19 protein-coding genes are annotated in these 19052 nt (G+C 46.2%); 8 read left to right on the forward strand and 11 right to left on the reverse strand.

Annotation, left to right across the window (positions count from 1 at the left end; genetic code table 11):
* Positions 1 to 19 precede the first annotated feature (19 nt).
* Genes ACYVF1_RS01130 through ACYVF1_RS01140 form a run of 3 tightly spaced genes read right to left on the reverse strand, consistent with a single transcriptional unit; the run spans position 20 to position 1709 of the window.
* On the reverse strand, positions 20 to 508 hold the full coding sequence (locus ACYVF1_RS01130; protein ID WP_461074756.1) for a hypothetical protein: 489 nt from the start codon (positions 506 to 508) through the stop codon (positions 20 to 22).
* Positions 495 to 791 carry a chaperone modulator CbpM gene (locus ACYVF1_RS01135; protein ID WP_461074758.1) on the reverse strand — a complete coding sequence of 99 codons (297 nt, stop codon included), beginning with the start codon at positions 789 to 791 and terminating at the stop codon, positions 495 to 497. Before ACYVF1_RS01135 ends, ACYVF1_RS01130 begins: the two co-directional genes overlap by 14 nt.
* Before the next feature lie 12 nt (positions 792 to 803).
* A complete protein-coding gene (locus tag ACYVF1_RS01140; RefSeq protein WP_461074760.1) occupies positions 804 to 1709 on the reverse strand; it encodes a DnaJ C-terminal domain-containing protein in 906 nt (301 codons plus the stop codon).
* Positions 1710 to 1857: 148 nt separating this feature from the next.
* On the opposite strand from ACYVF1_RS01140, the gene ACYVF1_RS01145 reads away from it, so the two are divergent.
* Positions 1858 to 2355, forward strand: coding sequence for a DUF6265 family protein (locus ACYVF1_RS01145; protein WP_461074762.1), 498 nt, complete (start codon positions 1858 to 1860; stop codon positions 2353 to 2355).
* Positions 2345 to 2788, forward strand: a complete 444-nt coding sequence (locus ACYVF1_RS01150) for a GNAT family N-acetyltransferase (RefSeq protein ID WP_461074764.1) — start codon at positions 2345 to 2347, stop codon at positions 2786 to 2788. Before ACYVF1_RS01145 ends, ACYVF1_RS01150 begins: the two co-directional genes overlap by 11 nt.
* 38 nt (positions 2789 to 2826) lie before the next feature.
* Here ACYVF1_RS01150 and ACYVF1_RS01155 read toward each other — a convergent pair whose 3' ends face one another.
* Entirely contained in the window at positions 2827 to 3426 is a 600-nt protein-coding gene (locus tag ACYVF1_RS01155) for a hypothetical protein (RefSeq protein ID WP_461074766.1), read from the reverse strand.
* Positions 3427 to 3676: 250 nt separating this feature from the next.
* Here ACYVF1_RS01155 and ACYVF1_RS01160 point away from each other — a divergent pair, with 250 nt between their 5' ends.
* Positions 3677 to 4174: a VOC family protein gene (locus ACYVF1_RS01160; protein WP_461074768.1), complete on the forward strand. Its 498-nt coding sequence runs from the start codon at positions 3677 to 3679 to the stop codon at positions 4172 to 4174.
* A 73-nt stretch (positions 4175 to 4247) separates the two neighbouring features.
* Here the strand turns inward: ACYVF1_RS01160 and ACYVF1_RS01165 are convergent, their stop codons facing one another.
* Both ACYVF1_RS01165 and ACYVF1_RS01170 read right to left on the reverse strand, forming a co-directional pair.
* Positions 4248 to 4841 (reverse strand): 3-keto-disaccharide hydrolase, encoded by a 594-nt coding sequence (locus tag ACYVF1_RS01165; protein WP_461074770.1) that lies wholly within the window; start codon positions 4839 to 4841, stop codon positions 4248 to 4250.
* Positions 4842 to 4889: 48 nt separating this feature from the next.
* The gene (locus ACYVF1_RS01170; protein ID WP_461074772.1) at positions 4890 to 6011 is read right to left on the reverse strand and encodes a lactonase family protein; all 1122 of its coding nucleotides are present in this window, start codon (positions 6009 to 6011) and stop codon (positions 4890 to 4892) included.
* Positions 6012 to 6296: 285 nt separating this feature from the next.
* On the opposite strand from ACYVF1_RS01170, the gene ACYVF1_RS01175 reads away from it, so the two are divergent.
* Positions 6297 to 7181: an OmpA/MotB family protein gene (locus ACYVF1_RS01175; protein ID WP_461074774.1), complete on the forward strand. Its 885-nt coding sequence runs from the start codon at positions 6297 to 6299 to the stop codon at positions 7179 to 7181.
* Positions 7182 to 7296: 115 nt separating this feature from the next.
* Here the strand turns inward: ACYVF1_RS01175 and ACYVF1_RS01180 are convergent, their stop codons facing one another.
* A complete protein-coding gene (locus ACYVF1_RS01180) occupies positions 7297 to 8091 on the reverse strand; it encodes a lipoprotein signal peptidase (protein ID WP_461074776.1) in 795 nt (264 codons plus the stop codon).
* Positions 8092 to 8195: 104 nt separating this feature from the next.
* Complete coding sequence (locus tag ACYVF1_RS01185) at positions 8196 to 9419, reverse strand: proline dehydrogenase family protein (RefSeq protein WP_461077777.1); 1224 nt, start codon at positions 9417 to 9419, stop codon at positions 8196 to 8198.
* Between the two features lie 275 nt (positions 9420 to 9694).
* On the opposite strand from ACYVF1_RS01185, the gene ACYVF1_RS01190 reads away from it, so the two are divergent.
* A complete protein-coding gene (locus ACYVF1_RS01190) occupies positions 9695 to 10798 on the forward strand; it encodes a chorismate mutase (protein WP_461074778.1) in 1104 nt (367 codons plus the stop codon).
* Positions 10799 to 10854: 56 nt separating this feature from the next.
* On the opposite strand, the gene ACYVF1_RS01195 is transcribed toward ACYVF1_RS01190, so the two are convergent.
* Together ACYVF1_RS01195 and ACYVF1_RS01200 are read right to left on the reverse strand one after the other, a co-directional pair.
* A complete protein-coding gene (locus tag ACYVF1_RS01195; RefSeq protein ID WP_461074780.1) occupies positions 10855 to 11802 on the reverse strand; it encodes a DUF4249 domain-containing protein in 948 nt (315 codons plus the stop codon).
* 2 nt (positions 11803 to 11804) lie between these two features.
* Positions 11805 to 14225, reverse strand: a complete 2421-nt coding sequence (locus ACYVF1_RS01200) for a TonB-dependent receptor (RefSeq protein WP_461074782.1) — start codon at positions 14223 to 14225, stop codon at positions 11805 to 11807.
* A gap of 237 nt (positions 14226 to 14462) precedes the next feature.
* Between ACYVF1_RS01200 and ACYVF1_RS01205 the strand changes: the two genes are divergently transcribed.
* A complete protein-coding gene (locus tag ACYVF1_RS01205; RefSeq protein ID WP_461074784.1) occupies positions 14463 to 15173 on the forward strand; it encodes a glycosyltransferase family 2 protein in 711 nt (236 codons plus the stop codon).
* Positions 15174 to 15230: 57 nt separating this feature from the next.
* On the opposite strand, the gene ACYVF1_RS01210 is transcribed toward ACYVF1_RS01205, so the two are convergent.
* Entirely contained in the window at positions 15231 to 17426 is a 2196-nt protein-coding gene (locus ACYVF1_RS01210; RefSeq protein ID WP_461074786.1) for an alpha-galactosidase, read from the reverse strand.
* Between the two features lie 233 nt (positions 17427 to 17659).
* On the opposite strand from ACYVF1_RS01210, the gene ACYVF1_RS01215 reads away from it, so the two are divergent.
* Together ACYVF1_RS01215 and nfi are read left to right on the forward strand one after the other, a co-directional pair.
* Positions 17660 to 18097, forward strand: coding sequence for a hypothetical protein (locus tag ACYVF1_RS01215; RefSeq protein ID WP_461074788.1), 438 nt, complete (start codon positions 17660 to 17662; stop codon positions 18095 to 18097).
* Between the two features lie 133 nt (positions 18098 to 18230).
* A complete protein-coding gene (gene nfi, locus ACYVF1_RS01220) occupies positions 18231 to 18917 on the forward strand; it encodes a deoxyribonuclease V (protein ID WP_461074790.1) in 687 nt (228 codons plus the stop codon).
* The last annotated feature ends 135 nt before the right edge of the window (positions 18918 to 19052 follow it).

Genomic DNA, 19052 nt, shown 5'->3' on the forward strand with positions numbered 1-19052 from the left:
AATTAGGCCCCAAGATACGTTAGCGGCAATCTGTTTTCATCAAAACATACTCATAACCTTGCGCTGGATTTTTCAGCACCCATTTACCTTGTTTCTCGATACGTTCACCTTCGCGCCACGTAATGGCATCGCCTTTCATATTGAACGTAACGGCATAGGTTTGCGTAACGCCCTCGCCCGAACGCTGCCAGTCAGCCTGAATCTGGTTGTTGGCCAATGTGCCCTCAATGGTGCCGCGAGCGCGATCTTTTTCGTAGGGTAGTACGTTCAATTCACCCGTTACGTTGGTGCCGTTAGTAAATAGACGTAACGTAGTGGAATCTCGCCCGACCACCTGCCGGAAACAGAGTGTGTCGGGTTGTGCTACGTTTGTTGCTGAACCGTTTGACAATGAATCAGTTGTAGTAGATTCGGTTTGAGTTTTGCGTTCCCCACAACTACTCAATAGGATAAATGATACGTGTAAAATTGTTGAAAAACGCATGGCGAACGGCTTAAAGTGGTTCATAGAAAACCAGACGGTTTTGTAACGTAATAACCTGTTGCTGAAGAGTTTCGACCCGGTCCAGCAAATCGCTCACTACGTCCATGTCATCAATATGAATAGCTAAATCCTGATGCAGACGGACAAACTTTTCCAGACGTGTCAATTGCTCAGGTTCAACGTAGTGAATCTGCTCGACAATGGTAATTTCGATCAGGCCGTTGTCAGCCAGGTTTTCAACAAATGTGATTTCGATATGGTGATGCCGACAAAATTCGCGGACGGAAACTAAATGGGTCGTTTGCATAAGGTTAATACGTTATAAGTCAGCTAGTTGGCGGAATAGTTCTTTTTGCTGGTCGGTTAGGTTAGTAGGGAGTTTGATCTGCCACTGAACGTAGAGATCGCCGAATTTTCCATCCTGTTTGTAAATCGGAAATCCTTTGCCTTTCAACCTGACTTTGGTACCGTTCTGCGTTTCGGCCGGAACGGTCAGCTTTACTTTGCCATCGAGCGTTTCGATAATTTTTTCGCCACCCAACAGAGCCGTGTACAAATCTATCTCTTCGTCGACATATAAATCGTTGCCTTTCCGTTTATAACGATTATCGTCGGCAATGACGAACGTAATGTATAAATCGCCATTCGGGCCGTTGTTTACGCCAGGCGCGCCATAACCCGCCAATTTGATTTTTTGTCCGTTTTCAATACCCGCCGGAACGGTGATACGTATATTTTTTCCGTTCACCGTCATCGTCTGTTTATGCGTGGTATAGGCATCGCGCAGGTTCAGGTGAAGCTCGGCCTGGTAATCCTGCCCTCGGAACGTAGCCTGCTGCCGACCTCTTGGACCCCCTTCCTGACCAAATAACGAAGACAGAAAATCCGAGAAATCAGCGCCACCAAAACCACTCGAAAAATCATAATCACCCCCGTCGCCCTGCGCGTATTGCTGACGCGACTGCTGTTGCTGACGACGGGCTTGTTCATATTGTTCGGCGTGTTGCCAGTGTTCGCCGTACTGATCGTACTTCTTCCGTTTTTCAGGATCGCTTAGCACTTCGTTCGCTTCGTTGATCTGCTGAAATTTCTTATTCGCTTCCGCATCATTCGGATTCAAATCGGGATGGTGTTTCCGCGCCAGCTTCCGATACGCTTTCTTAATATCTTCGTCTGAAGCCGTTTTAGGTAGGCCCAGCACGCTGTAATAATCGACAAAATCCATGTTGGGTGGGAGGGATTTGAAGTGTTTGCTACGTAGTAAACACGGAACAATTACAGAAGGTTGTTTATAACAATTGTTCAACAGTCTGCATGACGTAACGGACTATAGATTAATGTATCTTGCCGATCAAAATTAATTTAATACGATTATGCAGACGATTCGGACCACCCTCCTTTACACCTTTTTATTTTTCGCTACGTTCACTTCTTTTGCCCAGACTAAAAACGCTACGTTATCTGATGTCAGTTTTATGGAAGGACGTTGGCGCGGTACGTTCAATGGCGGCCCCATCGACGCGTCTTGGGTAGCCCCCGAAGGAGACAACCTGACGGGTTTCATGCGGATGATGAAAGACAACAAGGTAACCATGTACGAAATGCTCATTTTCGAGCAAACCGAACAGGGGCCAATTGTGCTCGTGAAGCACTTCAAACCCGGCCTGATCGGGCAGGAAGAGAAGGACGTATCAGATCGTTATTTCTTCGTTGAAGCGAAAAAAGATTACGCGCTTTTTGAGAAAGTCGACCACTCGATACGTATCATCTACGAAAAACGCGGTCCAGATCAATTAGCCATTCAACGAGGCCAGCAGAAGGACAGCAAGTGGGATTTTAAAGATTTGTTTGTCTTTAACCGTGTCAAATAAGGAACCAGAATGGTTAACTCGAACGTATCAGGACACAGATCTTGATGAGTTAAGTAGAATTTATCTGGAGGTTCGCAAAAGCGCTTTTTTCTGGCTTGATACGTCTACTTTTCAACGTAGTGATTTCGAAAAAGATACTGAGGGTGAGGTTATACGGGTCGCTGTGTTGGATGATAAACCAATTGGTTTTGTCTCCTGGTGGCCACCCGATAATTTCATTCATCACCTGTACGTTGATGCCGCTTTTGCGAATAAAGGCGTCGGGAAAGCCCTGCTTACCAGTTGCTTATTAGAAATTGGAAGACCTGCTACGTTGAAATGCCTTCAGAAAAATAGAAAAGCATTCACGTTTTATCAGGCTCAGGGCTGGAAGATCGTGTCGGCCGTAGACGCAGCGGAAGGTGATTATTTTCTGATGACGTATCCAGATTAACCCAATCGCTTACAGAAAATTACGCCATTCCTGCGCATCTATCGCTCAAACGAATACGATTTGCCGGGTTCCAGTAACGGATGCTGCCCTTCGAGTCCGTTCTCTGAAATGGTGTAGGTTTGATTCTCGAAGAAAACGTCCATGATCCAGGGTTCAAATCGAAATTCGTAATAGTTATGCGCTTTATTCGTGACTGGAAACACGGAATAACGCTCAGGAACAAACTCAAATCGGAGCGAAATGGCTTCAATTTGAGTTTGTTTAGCAAAATGGGCTTCCCCTTTTTCATTGGTGATCTCGCGCTGTACGTTTGCGCCATTTTTAACCGCACTTTCTACATGACGAAGCAGGTTGGTATTTGGGTCCGCTATCCGGATAGTCAGCTTATTTCCTGGAACCGTTCGGCTGGTAACTAAAGAAAAATCTTTAGACGGCCGTTTGCTGCTGTTTAAGATGACCTGTTTATCCTGTAGTTTCCAGGTACCCTTACCAAATCGGTCGAGTGCGCCATACACGAAGAAAAACTCAAACGTAAAGTCTTCATTGAGTTTGATGCCTGAGCCCACTTCGTGAACTCCTCTCAGATAATATTCGCCTGCCAGTGATTTTGCCGTTGGTTGGGCAATGGATATGTTCATGGATAAGCTTGCTACGGGAATAGCGATTAATAAATGATATAAGCGCATGACGGTTCTATTTCTCAAAGCTATACAGTTGCCATAGGTAACATCCACAAGTACTTAGCAATAGGCGCAAAGGAGTTAATAAGCGGAGGAATTATTAGGTTAATCAACGATGATGCGATACGCATAAACGGTGCTGTAGGATTTATTCCCGTTCCGTTCATGTTAGAAGTCTAGAATTTTTTCGTTTTCAACTAATTCCACCATGACTCCTGATTCATACGTAATACCTGCTCAGACCCGAATTGGGCATGTGCATCTGAAAGTAGCTGACATAGACCGTGCCTTAGCGTTTTACCGGGATTTACTGGGTTTTTCACTCGTGACGATGTACGGGAAGGATGCCGCTTTTATATCAGCGGGCGGCTACCATCATCATATTGGCTTGAATACGTGGTACAGTAAGAATATGCCACCCGCGCCAGTACGTAGCGCCGGCTTGTTTCACACAGCTATTCTGTATCCAACCCGCCGGGATTTGGCCGTTGCCCTAAAACGGCTTCTCGACGCAAACTATCCACTTACGGGCGCTTCTGACCACGGTGTATCTGAAGCGCTTTACCTTAATGATCCCGATCAGAATGGAGTTGAGTTATACTGGGATCGCCCACGAGAGGAGTGGCCACTTACGCCAGATGGCTCCATTGAAATGTACACCCGTCCCCTGGATTTAGAAGGGTTACTACGTGAAATAAACAAATAGCAACGTAGCATAAATGAAGAAAGCCATAACGTATCAGGTTATGGCTTTCTTCATTTATGCTACGTATAAAACTCTATAAAGGAGTCAGTTCCAGATTTCTCCAACGTACTTTGATGCCACCCCCGTCGTGAATCTGTAGGGCTATTCCGCCTTCGCCTTTGCCAATTTTTTCGTCGTTGAAATCAACCATCGACGTACCGTTCAGATACGTTTGCACATGATCACCTTCAACCCGAATGCGAAGTTTGTTCCACTCGCCCGGCTTCAGGATGTTCTCTTTCTCATCAGGAATCTGTACCAGCCAGTTCCGGCCGTAAGATTCGTAAATGCCACCCGTGTCGTGGTTCGGTGGAGCTACTTCCACCTGCCAGCCGCTCACTTTAGTTCCTTCGACGGTAGAACGGAAAAATACGCCACTATTGCCGTTAGCTTCCTGCTTGAACTCTAACGTGAGGTCGAAGTTTTTATAAAACTTTTCGGTACCTAGATAACCGTATTTCTTATCAGGACCGCTTTCGCAGACTAATTCGCCGTTCTCAACGTACCATTTTTCGGTACCGTATACTTTCCAGCCCGTGAGGTCTTTACCGTTAAACAGTTTGATTTTTTTTAGAGGAGCTGTAAAGGCCAGTGCGGCAAGCAAGCCTAGTACGAGACAATATTTCATCAGTTATAAAGAATTAAAAGTGAATGAGTTAAAACGTAGCGATGACCGTTATCGTTTCGCCATAATAACGCAAACCGGAGCGGGTACTTTCACCGACTGACCGGTGTACGTCAGTTTACCGGTCTTCTGATCGCGCTTAAAAATGGTGATATTATCGGTGTCCTGATGCGCTACGAAGATAAATTCTCCTTTGGGATCAATTAGGAAATTTCGTGGCGTTTTGCCTTCGGTGAGCTGTTCGCCGATTTTCGTCAGTTTACCGTCGTTTCCGATGGCGAAGATAGCCAGTCCATTATAGCCCCGATTGGATTGATACAGAAATTTGCCCGATGGGTCGATGTGAATATCGGCGCTAGTGTTCGATTCTGTAAAATCAGCTGGCAACGTAGCAACATTGTCCTGAATGAGCGTTAGTGCGCCCGTTTGTGCGTTCCGTGAGAACGTAGCAACAGTCGATGTTAATTCTTCAACTAGATAAGCGTATTTACCATTTGGATGAAACGTAAAATGGCGTGGCCCTGAACCTGGTTTTACTGTAGCAAAAGGTGTCTGAGCGGGTTTTACTTTGCTGTTCTTTACGTCAATATCGAAAATATTCAACTTGTCCGTCCCCAGATCGGCAACGTAGAGGAAACGATTGTCGGGAGCTAACGTAGCAGAATGGACGTGAGCTTTTTCCTGCCGTTTGGCATTCGGCCCCGTGCCTTCGTCCTGCACTTTGTCGGTAGGCTCCCCCAACGTACCATCTGACTTAATTGGTAACACCGCCAGACTTCCCCCACCGTAATTCGATACAAAAGCCGTTTTACCAGTTTGGTCGACGCTGATATGACAAGGCCCAGCACCCATTGATGACTGGCTGTTCAGGTATTGCAATTTGCCGGTAGCTTTATCGACCGAGTAAGCACTAACGCCCCCATTTTTATCAGCGCCCTCGTTGACGGAGTACAAATATTGCCCTGATGGGTGAAGGGCTAAAAACGATGGGCTCTTTACGTTCGATACCGACTGCAACGGCTGCATAGTACCGGCTTTTCGATCAAATTCGAACACGTAAATGCCTTCGCTTCCTCGGAGGGAATACGTACCGACATACATAATTTCTTTCCCAGATTGTGCCTGTGCTGCCATGCTAAATCCGAGTAGACTCGTGAGGAGTATCTTGTTCATGATTCGACTAATGAGACAATTTAATAAGCAAAAGAGTCGGCTAAACTACCGATAATCAACCACGATTGAAATGGCTCAATTACGGGTAAACGTTAACGTAGCACGTATTGCGTTACCTGATTAATAACGGGTTTATTTACTTCATTAAAGAAAAAATACAACAGAAGTTGTTTTAAATGAAAAAGTTATGAAACCAGTTAATCAGAATCCATTATTTTTGTAGAACGATTTGCTCACGTGTAAGCTCATATCGTCACTCTAATTTTTGTTAATATTTCCGGTACCATGAAAAGAGTATTGATTATTGTTTCGGCAGTAGTAATGCTGGCCTCCTGCAACAGTAAAAAACGCCTGGCCGAAATTAAAGCCCTTCAAGACGCTCGCGATAAAGCTGTTGCATCACTCAATGACTGTGATCAGCGTACAGCCGATCTGCGTTCACAATTATCTGCTAAAGACACTGACCTACAAGGTAAAGACAAACAAGTATCTGATCTGCAAGGTCAGATTGATTATCTGAAAAAGACCAATACGAATCTGCTGGATCGGATGTCGGATCTGTCGATTGTAAGTAAATCAGGCGCTGAGAGCATCAAAAAATCGCTCGAAACCCTGAACGAACAGACGAAATATACCAACAACCTCAATTCATCCATCCAACGGAAAGATTCGCTGAATCTGGCGCTGGTAATGAGCCTGAAACGGTCGCTGGATGATATCAACGATCAGGACGTGCAGGTGGAGGTGAAGAAAGGTGTTGTATACGTATCGCTTTCGGATAAACTCCTATTCCGTTCGGGAAGCTACGAGATTTTGCCAGCGGCTGAAACCGTACTAGGTAAAGTAGCGAAGGTTGTCAACGATCACAAAGAGCTTGATATTCTGGTAGAAGGCCACACGGATATTGTGCCCATCTCAACGGCTTCGATCAAAGATAACTGGGATTTGAGTGCATTACGTGCTACGTCGGTTGTGCGTACGCTACAATCTAAATTTGGTGTTCAGCCCGAGCGTATGACCGCTGGTGGTCGTTCGGAATATGCGCCTAAAGATGATAATACAACCAACACTGGCCGTCAGCAAAACCGCCGGACGGAAATCATCATTACGCCGAAAATGGACCAGTTCTTCAACCTGCTGTCGAGTGGTCAGGCTGGCGGAAGCAAGTAGGCTGATTAATTTTAGACATATAAAAAGGGCGCTAGATTGATTCTGGCGCCCTTTTTATATGTCTGTTATGAAGAGAAACGAATCGTTCCTCTTCATAACAGAAACAGCTCTATAGTTAATCGACATCTTTACGTTCCTCAGGAAGCACCGATTCTGGGGTTTCTGATTGTTCCGCTTCAGGTTTGTCGTTCTCTACTTCCGCGGACGTAGTATGCTCACTTTCCTCAGTTTTAGAATCGTTTTCCTGTTCCAGCAATTCGGCCGTTGGCAGCACAGAAGCCTCTACCGGATTCGGACCTGACGTAGGAAGCATTGTATCTTCAACGGGCTGCTCACCAAAGAAACGGCGCTGAAAGAACAGAATTAGGCAGACGCCGACAAAAATACAGGAATCTGCTACGTTAAAAATTGGTGTCGAGTAATATTGGCCACCCCAAATTGGCACCCAATCGGGAATGAAACCTTCCCAAACGTCCACAAAAATCATGTCGATCACCTGCCCGTGGAACCAGGGGGTAGGGGAGCCGTACGGAGCGTTATTCAGAAAAACGCCGTAGAACGTACTGTCTATTACGTTGCCAACAGCTCCAGCCAGAATCATCGCCATCGCCCACAATAAGCCGTTTGGCGCGCCCCGATGAGCCAGATTGACAAGGTAATAGCCAATACCAACCATTGCAAATAAGCGGAACACGCTGAGTAATAGTTTTCCATACTCGTGTCCCAATTGCATCCCAAAGGCCATGCCCGGATTCAGAACGTAGTGAAGCTTCAGCCAGTCGCCAATGAGGTGGATCTGACCGGCAAAACCAGGAGCCATATAAAAATGCACCGCCAGTTTTACGGCCTGATCGAGAGCGATGAGGACCAGCGTCAGTACGAAAAATTTAAAAGGACTTTTCTGAATCATACTAAAAATACGGCACAGCAACCATCCAGAAGGAGATTGCTGTGCCAGCTATTATTTTTTAACTACCGGCAGACCAACTGGTTGAGACGAAACTCCCAGCCAATTTACTGCCGACACCCTTTTCGGCGTTTCAGCTCATCGCTGACCAGCGTGAACTCGCGGCTACTCTGACCAGCGATTGATTTATTCTCATCGGCTCGACGAAATAAGTAAGGCATTACCGATTCAACAGGGCCATAGGGAACGTATTTGGCAACATTATAACCTGAATTAGCCAGATTGTACGAAATGTTGTCGCTCATGCCCAGCAACTGCGCAAAATAAATGTGCGGATCGTCGTTGGCGATGCCTAACTGCTTCATTTGTTTAATACAATACTGGCAGCTGTACTCGTTGTGCGTACCCAGACAAATAGAAATAACGTCGCGGTTTTCCAGACAGAAATCAATTGCCGTATTAAAATCGCGGTCGGTATCTTCTTTCGTAGCTTGAATAGGGTCCTGATATTCTTCTTCGTGGGCCCGTAAGCGTTCTTTTTCCAGATACGCCCCACGGACTAGTTTCACACCTAAGAAGTAGCCTTTGGCCCGGGCTTCGGCCGTATCACGGCGAAGGTGATCGAGGCTTTCCCAGCGATACATTTGATACGTATTATACACGATTGGATGCTCATGGTTGTAGCGATCCATCATTTCATAAGCTAACGTATCGATTGTGTCTTGTATCCAACTCTCTTCCGCATCGACAAAAATGCGGACGTTACGTTCGTGAGCGCGTCGGCAGAGCATATCTACCCGCTGCAACACGCGGTCGAATTGCGTTTTCTGTTCTTTATTGAGGGAGTCACCAATCTGAACTGCTTCGAGCAATTCGGTAGAAGCAACGCCTGTCATTTTGAATACAGAAAAAGGAATATCGGCTGATTCACTGGCTCGTTCGATCGTGCGAAGAATTTCAAGGCCCGTATCATCGAAACTTTTTTCGGTGTCTTCGCCTTCTACCGAATAATCGAGGATGGTGCCAACGTGCGCATTGTGAAGGTGATGAATGGTTGATTCGCAATCGCGAATGCTCTCACCACCACAGAATTGCTCGAAAATCGTGTTTCTAATCAGGAATTTAATGGGAAGACGTAAGCGTAGGGCGATCTTTATAAAAAAAGTTCCTAAATTTACCAGCCATCCCTGATTCATCAACGCAAATAACCAGTAGGTCTTTCGGAGTTTGAAATCCGACTGGGAGGAAAAAGCAATCGAAGTGTCCTCAAATGAAACGGGTCCGTCTACGTCTGACTTTACGTCGGCGAGCCCCTGGACAGTCTCCGGCATTAGATTACTTCGGTTCGACATATCAGTGCTCTGTTTGAGCGATGCTACTTGCATAGCGGTGAGTGCGCGTCGGTTAACACGGCCGAAATATATAACGAAATTTTGTTATATTGGCTTGAACACTGACGCGGCTTGTTTCGACAAACTAAAAACGGTTATAGACAAATGAAGGAACCGGCTTGAGATACAGCTGATTCCTTATGCAAATATACCAATAATTTAGATTCAAAGTTCCCGATAGAGTACTGGTATTACTCTTAGATTACCTGAATAGTATGAAAGTAGAATTAGCCGTAGAGCCGCTTGGGTCGTGGATTGAGACCAACGGCAAACCTCTGATCATCGCCGGGCCATGCAGCGCCGAAACTGAAGATCAGCTTGTTGAAACTGCCCGCCAGCTAAAAGAACTGGACGCGGTTCATGTTATTCGCGCTGGCGTATGGAAGCCTCGCACCCGGCCTGGTAGTTTTGAAGGCATGGGCGAAGTGGCATTGCCCTGGCTTCAGCGTGCCAAAGCGGAAACGGGTCTGCCGTTTGCTGTAGAAGTTGCCACGCCTGAGCATATCGAACTGGCTCTGAAATATGGTGTTGATATTCTGTGGATTGGCGCCCGTACTACTGTAAATCCATTTAATGTACAGGAAATCGCTGATGCGCTACGTGGTGTCGACGTACCGGTGTTGATTAAAAACCCGGTCAATCCTGACTTAGCCCTTTGGGTAGGTGCTTTCGAACGTATCGCCGGAGCAGGTATCAACAAACTCGGTGCTATTCACCGGGGTTTTGCAACGGGCGAAGCCAGCAAGTATCGGAACGTACCGATGTGGCAGATGGCTATCGAACTGAAGTCGATTTTTCCACAGTTGCCGATGATTGGCGATCCAAGCCACATGGCCGGAAAACGCGCTTACCTGAACGAGCTGGCTCAGATGGCGATGGACCTGAACTATGACGGTCTGATCGTAGAGTCGCACATTGATCCTGATAAAGCCTGGAGTGATGCCGCTCAGCAGTTGACGCCCAAAGCATTTGGTGAAATGCTCGATCACCTGGAAATTCGTCAGGTTGAATCGCAAAATCTTGAATTCCAGAGCTTCACCGAACAGTCGCGACGTAGCATTGATAACGTAGATCGGCAGATTGTCGAGATGCTGGCCGCCCGTATGGCCCTGGTTGAACGGCTGGCCGAATACAAGCGCGACAACAACGTAACGCTGTTCCAGCCTGAGCGTTGGAAAGAAATCCTGAAAACACGTACTGATCTGGGCAAAAAACTGGGCTTATATCCTGAGCTAGTGGAAGAAATCTACAAGATTATCCACATGGAATCGATTCGGAAACAAACTGAAATCATCCATAGCACGGCCCAGAACGCTTAACTTCGTTTAAGTACATATATAAAAGAGCCCGATTTTCAATGAAAATCGGGCTCTTCTTATTTCAAACGCATTATGAGTGTGGAGCGATTGTAAGCGCCAAAGCAACCCAACCCACCTTGAATATTACTCGGAATCAGGACCGGTTCGGCGAATGGATTATCACGTACCAGATTTTGCCGCCCAATAGCATCGTGATAGCGATAATAATTTTCGTCAACATTGAGCAGATAAGCTTCCAGTTTACCAGTTGGCGCTCTATAGGTCCAGACGCCATTATCAAATATAGAAGTCGCGCCCAGGCGCACTCGTTCAGAGATAATTTCCTGCCCATCACGACTCTGGTCTGTCAGGAGCGAACCATTATCAAAATACCAGTTGGCCGTATATAAAATAAGGGTATCGCGAGGAGGTGCATTGGGTGATGGCCTGAACGTAAAACGCTGTGGGTATTCATTACTGCCAGCAATTCGATAGAAATTATACTGCCCCGCTGCATCACGCCAACGAAGTCGGGCAAAGTAATCTTTTCGTCCATCGCTAAAATCGGTGCTTTGGGCCGAATCTACCAAAATCTGTTCTAAGGCAACTGGATTTGGAATGGTGCACGTAGCTGTAACTTCTGGTACATTGTAAGCGCGAGCCTTTAACGTATATGTTCTTCCGGCAACGATAGGCAGTTCACTGGCATTAGCGCGATAATAGATTATAGGACCACTGCCAAAAGTAATTTTAGGGACTGAATCCCGAAGCGTTATGGTTTTAACGCCATCCGACAATGTAACAACAGCTCCTGATACGTATGCATACTCATTACTTGGCCCTAATACAGGAGAAGAGCGCGCTAAAAGTACAGTTAATACAGTGTCTTGTGGGGAAATAAAGCAGGACACAACCAATTTTTCGGCCTGCTGCGTTATACCTTTCGGCTCTACTTCCTGCCGCAAACTGTCGCAACTGGCTAGTAAAGCGATTAATGTTATGTAAACAAATACGTTGAGCTTCATAATCAGAATTTGAAATTATAGCTGATGGAGGGAACAATTGGGAAAACCGAATAGCGAAATAGCCCAGTACGATTTGGCTTTCCATCTTCCCTCACCGTTTGAAGTTGGTAAAAGAATGGGTTTCTACGATTATAGGCATTGTAAAGACTGAATTCCCAGGTACGTTCGTGGTGCTTTTTCTGCTTATGGAATTGAATCGCTACGTCGAAACGATGGTAAGGTTCAGCCCGGAAACTGTTTTTCTGCTGACTGTAGTCGCTGACGGTTGGACCAGGATTAAATAGCTCCGCAATTATGGAAGGAACACCATTGCTGAAACTAGTCTGACGATTCAGCGAATGCTGATAAGGTCGGTAATTCGCGACAGGCACAGTTAGCGCATTACCCGTACCATACACCCATGTTCCCGACAACGTGATACGTTTGCTGATTTCATAGATACCAACTACCGAAATATCATGCCGACGATCATAGCGTGGGAAGAAAGGCTTGCCCTGATTCAGCTCAGGAAATTGCCATTGCGTCCAGGAGAGCGTATAACCTACCCAGCCGGATAAACGCCCTGTTTTACGTTGGAAAAGAACTTCAGCCCCGTAACTCCAGCCTTTACCCGCCGTTACGTTGTCTTCCCAGCGCACACGCTCCGCCGATGTTGGGTCATCAATTAGCAGAAAGCTGGCTCCTTCCTTGTAGTTGATGATGTTGTTCATGGTCTTGTAGTAGCCTTCCACAGTCAGCGCGAAGCCTTTCCCAAGTGGAAAATCGTCTGAGAAATCTTTCGCAATCCCCGCTGCTACCTGCCGTGATTGCTGGGGTGCAACTCGGTCGGTAGTAGGCACCCATAAATCAGTCGGTAAACCGATACCGGTATTACTTAGCAGGTGGATGTACTGATTCATCGTAGCGTACGACGCCTTCACCGAAAGGCTTGGACGTAGCTGATACGAAGCCGACAATCGTGGCTCTGGACGAAGGTAGCGCGTAGAGCCCTGCGTAAATAAACTTAGCCTTAACCCACCGTTAAAACGCCAGCGTTCGTTGGGGCGCCAGGTGTCTTCCGCGTAAACGCCCGCTTCAACCGCGTCAATAGCTTCAACATCGCGCCTGAACTCATTAATAAATTTATTTTGAACGACAACTGCGCTGGGTGTAAACCGATGGAAAATGGCTTGAGTGCCAAAACGTAGCGAATGTTGGGGCGTAACGTAATAATCAAAGTCAAGTTTGGCCGAAAGATCGCGTATACCCGACGAATAACGTAGTGACGTACTAAGCGTATCTGAGCTACGTTCATCCGAGGAAATGTTAAAGTCGTAGTCGCTGTAAATGAGCGATAAATTCGAGAAAAGCTTCTGATTAAATAAGTGATTCCAACGTAGCGTACCGGTGGCATTACCCCAGCCAACACCAATATCAGATTCAGGATCCTTTTCCTTTGCATAGAAGCGGTCGCGACCGAAATAACCACTCAGATAGACCTTGTTTTTCGGGCTGAAATCGTAGTTAGCTTTGGCGTTAAAGTCATAGAAATAATAACCAGCTTTGGTATCACCACCACTCTGGGCAGCAATCAGTGGAGCCGCGACAATATCCAGATACGTTCGGCGGCCTGATACGAGAAAACTACCTTTCTTATTCTTGGTAAGTGGCCCTTCCAGTGTCAGGCGGCTTGCAATTAACCCAATGCCACCTTCGCCGTGGAGTTTCTCGCGGTTGCCATCTTTCATATTTAACTCAATAACCGACGAAAGGCGACCGCCGTAGCGGGCTGGAAAGCCGCCTTTAGTCAGCTCAACGCTTTTCAGCGCGTCGCCGTTGAACACCGAAAAGAAGCCGAACAAGTGATTGGCATTGTATACAGTCGCTTCATCCAGAATGATCAAGTTTTGATCGGGACCACCACCACGGACGTAAATTCCGGTTTGACCCTCAGAGCCTTTTTGTACTCCCGGCATTAGCTGAAGCACTTTCAATACGTCTTTCTCGCCCAGAAACGCCGGAATTTTCTTGATCTGCGCTACTGGTACGTCGATACGACTCATCTGCGGACTTTCACTCACTTTTTCTTCTGTCCGACTAGCTTTCACTTCAACTTCCGACAGAACGCGTCCGGGCGTCAGTGATACGTTCAGGGTATTATTTTGGCGTAGACCAACGGTACGTGCCACCGTTTCGTAACCGACAAACGAGAAGGCCAACTGTAGACTATCCTGAGCAGGCAACGTTATGGAATAAAAACCATACGTATTGGTCGTAGTGCCCGTAGACGTACCGGGTAGGTAAATATTGACGCCGATCAGCGCTTCCTGACTACCTTTTTCGCGGACGTACCCGCTAATTGTAAAACGGTTGGAAACGTTCTGAGCTACAGAGGAATAAACATGGAGCAGAAAGCCCACAGCGATAAGAAAACGTAATTGCATAACGAAGTTGATAAGTAACCATCATGACCCTAACGACTAGATATACGTTGGGATTACGACGGTTAATTATTTTGTTTTAAGATAAATTATAGACAGATAAGACTGAATTAAACTCGTTTGGATACGGGTGTACTGTTACTTTTGTCAGTCTTTTTTCAATTTATAAACCTGATGGATCGTCACTTACGCGCTCTACCAGGTCTTAATGCTTTAGTTTTCAGTTGATTAATATTAATAATGGATGAAATCGTTAGTGTCTGCATGGCGACGTATAATGGAGAAAAATATATACTACGTCAGTTGCAATCAATTTTAAGCCAATTGAATCCGGAGGATGAGGTAGTTATCTCGGATGACAATTCTACGGACGCTACGTTAGCGATTATTGATCTGCTAGGAGACAAACGTATTAAAGTATTTAAGAATCAGGGTCTTCGCGGACCGCTGCATAACTTCGAACAGGCCATACGTCAGGCTTCAGGAACTTATATCATTCTTTCTGATCAGGATGACGTATGGCTTCCTGATAAGGCCCAAACGATACGTTCCCTATTAAAAGAGAATGATTTAGTATTAACTGATTGTGAGGTAGTTAATAAAAATGGAGATACGATTTACGCTTCTTTTTTTAAGCAGCGAGGTAGTCGGCCTGGATTCTGGCATAATGTGATTAAAAACTCATATATGGGTTGCTGCATGGCGTTTCGCAGGGAAGTGCTAGCCTATGCGTTGCCCTTTCCCGCTCATATACACATGCATGATTGGTGGATTGGCTTGCTGGTTGAGTTAAAAGGGCGCGTTTGCTTTTACCCTCAGCCATTACTTCAATATTATCGACATGGCGAAAATGCGTCGCCAACGGGCGAAAAAGGGTATGATTTTAAAACGCAATTGCGAAATCGGGCGGTTTTGCTCTGGAACGTAGCAGCAAGAGCCTTATCAACGTAACAGTGCTACATTATGAGATGGTATTGTTTACGTTACTTGAGCCGACTTGATAGTAACCTACTCTCCCTTAGTCAGTCGCAAAACAACACTAGCCCGGCGAGCACTGACGTTCGGATTAATACCAACGTTCATCAGAAACGAGCCGCTGTACACTTTTCCGGTTTCCAGCGTTGATTTTGTACCTGGAAATAAATTGATTTCACTGACCCGATAGTTAGCATTCGGGTCTAATCCAGCCAGTTTAATCGGCCGATTTGAACCGGATTCCACTACCTGATTGGAGTGGAAATACGAGAACATGATCGCATTAGCCTTGTCCGGACTCACGTACATAAGGGACGCGAATGGATTTTCATAAGGACTAGCTAATCGGTATTGTTCACCGTGCCAGACCGTTGTTTTGAACTCGCTATAGTTTTTGAGCGCCTGCTGACAGAACTCCAGTTCATCGGGTTTGAGATGGCTAACCACAATGTCGAACCCAAGTTTTCCCATGCTCGCTACGTCGACCCGGAATTTGATGGGTTGCTTTCCCCAATCTGTTACGTGACAATCGGTTGTGATAGACGGGAAAAAATACGAGTAATTCCACTGCTGAAAAATACGTTCAATGGGCTCAGTATCGTCACTAGGCCAAAACTCAGTGAAATATTTCAGCAATTCGTAATCGCCACGTCCGCCCCCGCCTGAGCAAAGCATCATCGGTACTTTCGGGTGCTTGGCCCGGATGCGTTCCAGCACAGAATACAGTCCACGCACGTACTCGACGTAAAGATGCGTTTGCGGTAGTTTGTTTTTGTTTAACCAGGCCGAATACGCATTATAAATCACGGCGTTACAGTCCCACTTGATGAAAGCCAGTTCGGGGTTTTTGGTAAATAAGCCATCTACGACCCCAAATACGAAATCCTGTACCTGCGGATTAGCCAAATCGAGCACCAGTTGATTTCGGTAGTATTTCTCCGGGCGTTCGGGCTGACGTATCACCCAATCGGGATGTTTTTCGTACAGTTCACTTTTAGGATTGACCATCTCCGGCTCAATCCAGATGCCGAATTTTACGCCCGTTTCTTTGGCGGCTTTAACTAGATAGCCAATGCCATGCGGCAGTTTTTTTACGTTTTCCTGCCAGTCACCCAAACCCGCATTGTCGCTGTTTCGGGGGTATTTGTTGCCAAACCAGCCATCGTCGAGCAGGAACATATCGGCGCCTAATTTTTTGGTATCTGTGATCAAACCCGACAGTTTCGTTTCATCGAAATCAAAGTACGTCGCTTCCCAGTTATTCAGCAGCGTAAGCCGGTCGCCCTTTCCATCGAGCACCCGGTAATTGCGCGCCCAGCGTTGCAACTGGCGGCTGGCTTGCCCGGTACCGTTACCTGAAATTGAGTAGATGAGCGACGGCGTTTTAAACGATTTGCCAGCGGGCAGCGTGTATGCCGATGCATATGGATTGATACCCGCAATCAGACGTAGCGTTTTGTAGGAATCGATCTCAAAATCAAGTTTATAATTTCCACTCCAGGCCAGTTGACCCAATAAAACCATACCGCTGTTTTCCTGTGCAGGCTGGTCGAATGAGACGATAAAATTGGGCGTACCCAGCAACATGGCCCGCGTACCCAGCTTGGAGTCGATGGTACGTAACCCCTGCTGAAGTTTCTCTTCCGTCGGCTGCATTTCTTTCAGGTATTGTCCCTGAAAGCTGGTCAGGTAGAACGTATTGTTTGGGAAAAAGAGATTGGCCGACGCGTATTTCTGTAAAACCACCGACCCCTTTTCCTGATTGGTGATTTCGGCCCATTGTTCAATGACATTCTCCTGCTGCCAGGTTTTGTAAAACAGACTAACGTTCAGCTTATAAACCGGATCGGCCAGTTGTACCGTGGTCAACGTAGTATTGGCGTCAGGTTTCACGTTCTGGTGAGATACGTATTTTAAATCCAGCGATGGATTGCCGTCGGCATGGGTAACCTGTATGGCGGGTTCGGCGAGGTTCCATGTACCGGCGGGCGTATAAGCGTTGCTATACACGCCACTATTACCACTCGGAAAACGATATGTACTGGCAATATCCTTATAATCAACAGTTTGGTTTAGTTTTTTACCACAATACACCATGTGCAAATAATTGTCCTTATCGCTTTGAAGCACGACGGCAAAATCAGTGGTTTCAACCGGAATGGTAATCTGTGCAAAGCAACGTATCGACAACAGGACGAAAGCAGTAGCAACTCGGAAGAACGTATTCATCGGCTAATAAAAGAGTTCGGTAAATGTAACGGCAAAACGGCCTGCTCAGCTTTCACACAGGAATGGCAATCAGGCGGCCGAAAGTAAACAGATTTTAGCATAAGCCCGGATAAGTGCCGTATTACTTCCTAAAGCCACCACCTATAAAGCCGATTCTACCCAATATAGAATGCTGTAATTAGCCTTCGTCTACAAAACTATTTTTACTACGTTACCGTCAAATGATACATCCGATGAAAATATCCGGTTTTTTACTTGCTACGTTGGTGCTGCTTTTTCATAGTACAAAAGCACAGTCACCTAAAGAAGTTGCGTTAATTGCTCACCTTGCCCAAGAGGCCAGACAACCCAAAACCCACGTACCAGGTGATACGTTTATTCAGGTCAGAATTGGAAAAGTTGAATACGTAGCAAAACTCGCATCAGGCAAGATTATCGGCCAGCAAATGAGTGATGTTACCGGCGGGGGCATCTGTGGTGATTATGTGGAAGTCAGTATAAATCTGCTTGATAAAAATAAACAGCCAAGCACGCAGGGATCTGGCCAATTGCTGAAATACGACAAGGGTAAATGGACGATGGTGGCCTTGTCGGAAGGAGATTATAGCTGTGAAAAATTAAAGCGTGTGCCAAAGACAATCATACGTTGCTTACAAATTGAGTGTAATTGATGCTCAGAAAGTGAGCTAAAGTTTGTCATGTTGGCAAAGCCGTGCCGCCAGAGCGGAAGCGTGACAAATAAGTTACCCTACAATAACCCTAGCCCGGCAATTGAGGTTATGCTCAGACAAAACCGCTCTTGCAATGGCAACTTATCAATCGCTTCATGACTGGAACGTAACGCCCGCCGAAGCTGTCGCGCTGCAGCAACAATTCCGTTCGCAGATACGTATCGAACCACTTACTAAGTCTCCCAAGACCATTGCAGGCTGCGATATTTCGTTCAACAAGTTTGAGGAAACCGTATACGCCGGAATCGTAGTGCTTGATCTGGAAACGCTGGAAACGATCGAAGAATCGGGGGTGGTTGGCACGGCGCCGTTTCCCTACATTCCGGGGTTACTGTCGTTTCGGGAGATACCGTCGCTGCTACAGGCCTGGCTGAAACTCAAGATAGAACCCGACGTAGTGATGTTCGATGGACACGGAACTGCGCATCCACGACGTATCGGTATTGCGTCGCACGCGGGCCTGTTTCTGAATCGCCCCACGTTCGGTTGCGGGAAGTCGGTGCTGGTCGGTAAATATGACGAACCAGCTCTGGAGCGAGGTAACTGGTCGCCGATGAAGCATTATGGCGACGTAATTGGAGCTGCGTTACGTACCAAAAATAAAATAAACCCGGTCTACGTATCGCCTGGACATTTAATTGATCTGGATACGGCCATTTCGCTGACTCTGCAATGTGATGGCGGATACCGGATTCCAGAGCCAACGCGTCGGGCGCATAATCTGGTAAATGCGTTACGTAGGGAAGCTGTTAAAAATTAGTTGATTCGCATTTTAGCCTATTCTATGTAATTTATATCGTATGTCTAATTTACTAGTTATAGCATGAAACATCTTATGAGTTATCCATAAGATAGTAAATAAAGTATTTTTTAGATAATAAGAATAAGATAACAC

It is taken from the genome of Spirosoma flavus, assembly GCF_054778555.1.

Excerpts from the sequence above, each read along its gene's own strand:
- ACYVF1_RS01170 (WP_461074772.1), bottom strand. The coding sequence starts at position 6,011 with ATGAACAAGATACTCCTCACGAGTCTACTCGGATTTAGCATGGCAGCA.
- ACYVF1_RS01210 (WP_461074786.1), bottom strand. The coding sequence starts at position 17,426 with ATGAATACGTTCTTCCGAGTTGCTACTGCTTTCGTCCTGTTGTCGATA.
- ACYVF1_RS01160 (WP_461074768.1), top strand. The coding sequence starts at position 3,677 with ATGACTCCTGATTCATACGTAATACCTGCTCAGACCCGAATTGGGCAT.
- ACYVF1_RS01140 (WP_461074760.1), bottom strand. The coding sequence starts at position 1,709 with ATGGATTTTGTCGATTATTACAGCGTGCTGGGCCTACCTAAAACGGCT.
- ACYVF1_RS01185 (WP_461077777.1), bottom strand. The coding sequence starts at position 9,419 with ATGCCGGAGACTGTCCAGGGGCTCGCCGACGTAAAGTCAGACGTAGAC.
- ACYVF1_RS01200 (WP_461074782.1), bottom strand. The coding sequence starts at position 14,225 with ATGCAATTACGTTTTCTTATCGCTGTGGGCTTTCTGCTCCATGTTTAT.
- ACYVF1_RS01190 (WP_461074778.1), top strand. The coding sequence starts at position 9,695 with ATGAAAGTAGAATTAGCCGTAGAGCCGCTTGGGTCGTGGATTGAGACC.
- nfi (WP_461074790.1), top strand. The coding sequence starts at position 18,231 with ATGGCAACTTATCAATCGCTTCATGACTGGAACGTAACGCCCGCCGAA.
- ACYVF1_RS01145 (WP_461074762.1), top strand. The coding sequence starts at position 1,858 with ATGCAGACGATTCGGACCACCCTCCTTTACACCTTTTTATTTTTCGCT.
- ACYVF1_RS01180 (WP_461074776.1), bottom strand. The coding sequence starts at position 8,091 with ATGATTCAGAAAAGTCCTTTTAAATTTTTCGTACTGACGCTGGTCCTC.
- ACYVF1_RS01165 (WP_461074770.1), bottom strand. The coding sequence starts at position 4,841 with ATGAAATATTGTCTCGTACTAGGCTTGCTTGCCGCACTGGCCTTTACA.
- ACYVF1_RS01155 (WP_461074766.1), bottom strand. The coding sequence starts at position 3,426 with ATGAACATATCCATTGCCCAACCAACGGCAAAATCACTGGCAGGCGAA.
- ACYVF1_RS01130 (WP_461074756.1), bottom strand. The coding sequence starts at position 508 with ATGAACCACTTTAAGCCGTTCGCCATGCGTTTTTCAACAATTTTACAC.
- ACYVF1_RS01215 (WP_461074788.1), top strand. The coding sequence starts at position 17,660 with ATGAAAATATCCGGTTTTTTACTTGCTACGTTGGTGCTGCTTTTTCAT.
- ACYVF1_RS01175 (WP_461074774.1), top strand. The coding sequence starts at position 6,297 with ATGAAAAGAGTATTGATTATTGTTTCGGCAGTAGTAATGCTGGCCTCC.
- ACYVF1_RS01195 (WP_461074780.1), bottom strand. The coding sequence starts at position 11,802 with ATGAAGCTCAACGTATTTGTTTACATAACATTAATCGCTTTACTAGCC.
- ACYVF1_RS01135 (WP_461074758.1), bottom strand. The coding sequence starts at position 791 with ATGCAAACGACCCATTTAGTTTCCGTCCGCGAATTTTGTCGGCATCAC.
- ACYVF1_RS01205 (WP_461074784.1), top strand. The coding sequence starts at position 14,463 with ATGGATGAAATCGTTAGTGTCTGCATGGCGACGTATAATGGAGAAAAA.